Genomic DNA, 2,230 nt, shown 5'->3' on the forward strand with positions numbered 1-2,230 from the left:
CACCAGGGTGATGCCAGTGGAGGTCACTACCGACCGAGCGGCAACCTACCTGGTCGTGCTGGAGGACCTGCTGCCGGCGGCCTGGCACCGCACCGAGCAGCACGCCAACAACCGGGTCGAGGCCGATCACGGCCGCCTGAAGGCACGGCTGCGACCGATGCGAGGACTCAAGCAGGACCGTAGCGCCAGGGTCATCATTGCCGGCCATGCGTTCGTGCAGAACGTCCGGCGAGGCCACGATGAGCTGGCGGTCGAGGTGCCGGCCGGCCAGCGGTTGACCGTCGCGTTCGACGACCTCGCCTTGGCGATCTGATCCAAAGACAGTGGGCCCAGCTTCAGCCTGCCTCGGATCGTCCAGATGCAACAGCGCCCTCAGGGCTCCTTCCAACCCAAAATCAGCTGGCACGTCGTCCGGCCTCCCCAGGGTTGGGCCGACGTTGGTAGGTCGCCTTGCTTGTAGGGTCCACGCTACCTGTTCACGCTTGTCCTGACTGGAGGCGACCGCAGGAGAGAGGGCCACTGATGACCGGAGCTCCCAGACATGTCCGGCTGGGCGCAAGCTGGGAGGACGCCTACGCGCGCTGCCACCAGATCGCGCCCGAGGCGTTCGAGCGCGACCGGGTCCGCAACCTATGGGGCGGCGATTGGCACCTGGCCGGGAACCCGACCGAGGCCACCAGCCCGATCGACGGCAGCCCGATCGCCGGACCGCCCATGCTCCAGCTAGAGCAGGCCCTTCAGGCCGTGGCGGCGGCCGCGGCCGAGCACAAGGAGTGGGTCAAGGTCGACCTGGACGAGCGCCGGGCCCGCGTGGCCCGGTGCGTGGACCAACTCCAGGCCCACCGCGAGCTGCTCGCCCTGCTGCTGGTGTGGGAGATCGGTAAGCCGTGGCGCCAGGCCCTGACCTCGGTGGACCGCACCATCACCGGGGTGCGCTGGTACCTGGAGGAGATCGAGCCGATGCTGGCCGGCCGCCAGCCGCTGGCCGGCCCGGTGTCCAACATCGCCTCCTGGAACTACCCCCTCAGCGTGCTCGTGCACGCCATGCTGGTCCAGCTGCTGGCCGGCGACGCGGTAATCGCCAAGACCCCCACCGACGGGGGCGTGTGCGCGCTGACGCTATCGGCTGCGCTCATGCGCCGCTGCGAGCTTCCCGTCACCCTGCTCAGCGGCTCGGGGTCGCGGCTGTCCCCGGCCCTGGTGCTGAACGACGACATCGGCTGTTTGGCCTTTGTCGGCGGCCGCGACGTCGGCGGCCAGATCGCCAGCCAGCTCGTCCAGACCGACAAGCGCCACATGCTCGAGCAGGAAGGTCTGAATGCCTGGGGGATCTGGGAGTTCAGCGACTGGGACACCCTAGCGGTGCACCTCAAGAAGGGCTTCGAGTACGGCAAGCAGCGCTGCACCGCCTACCCCCGCTATGTGGTCCAGCGGACGCTGTTCGACCGGTTCCTGGCCATGTACCTCCAGGTCGTCCGGTCCCTCCGCTTCGGCCACCCACTGGCCGTGGTCGACCCCGAGGACGAGCCGCCCAACCTGGACTTCGGGCCCCTCATCAACGCCGCCAAGGTGACCGAGCTCGACCAGGAGATCGACCTGGCCATCCAGATGGCCGCGACCCCGCTGTTCCGCAGCTCCCTCCAGGAGGGCTGGTTCCTGCCTGGCCAGGACACCTCGGCTTACCTGCCCCCGGTGGCCCTGCTCGACCCACCGGGGGCCAGTGCCCTGGGCCATGCCGAGCCGTTCGGTCCGGTGGACACGGTGGTGCTGGTCGACTCCCCGGCCGAGCTGGTGGCCGAGATGAACGCCTCCAACGGCTGTCTGGTGGCCTCGATCGCCTGCGACAACGAGCGGCTCGCCCGGCAACTGGCCGATCAGGTCCACGCCTTCAAGGTCGGCATCAACGCTCCCCGCTCCAGGGGCGACAAGGCCGAGCCGTTCGGCGGCCGGGGAGCGTCATGGAAGGGCGCCTTCGTGGGCGGTCAGTACCTGGTCCACGCCGTCACCCAGGGCCCGCCCGGCGAGCAGCTGTACGGGAACTTCCCCGACCACCAGCGCTACCCGCCGGCCTGACCAAGACAACAACTGGCCTGCGCCAAGCTGTCTCAAGGGGGTCGGAGGCAAGCCTGTCCACCAGCCCATTCCATGATTAGCGTATAGGTGCTCTGACGTGCTGTTTGGAGCCCGAGGTCGGATTCGAACCGACGGCCTTCCGATTACGAGTCGGTCC

At 68.7% G+C, this 2,230-nt stretch carries 2 protein-coding genes; both read left to right on the forward strand.

Going from position 1 to position 2,230, the window contains the following annotated elements:
- Window positions 1-313 (forward strand): DDE-type integrase/transposase/recombinase (locus VF468_27285; protein HEX5881990.1); only part of this gene is annotated, 313 nt, incomplete at its 5' end.
- A gap of 209 nt (window positions 314-522) precedes the next feature.
- A complete protein-coding gene (locus tag VF468_27290; GenBank protein ID HEX5881991.1) occupies window positions 523-2,073 on the forward strand; it encodes an aldehyde dehydrogenase family protein in 1,551 nt (516 codons plus the stop codon).
- Window positions 2,074-2,230: the final 157 nt, after the last annotated feature.

It is taken from the genome of Actinomycetota bacterium, assembly GCA_036280995.1.
Taxonomy (GTDB): domain Bacteria; phylum Actinomycetota; class CALGFH01; order CALGFH01; family CALGFH01; genus CALGFH01.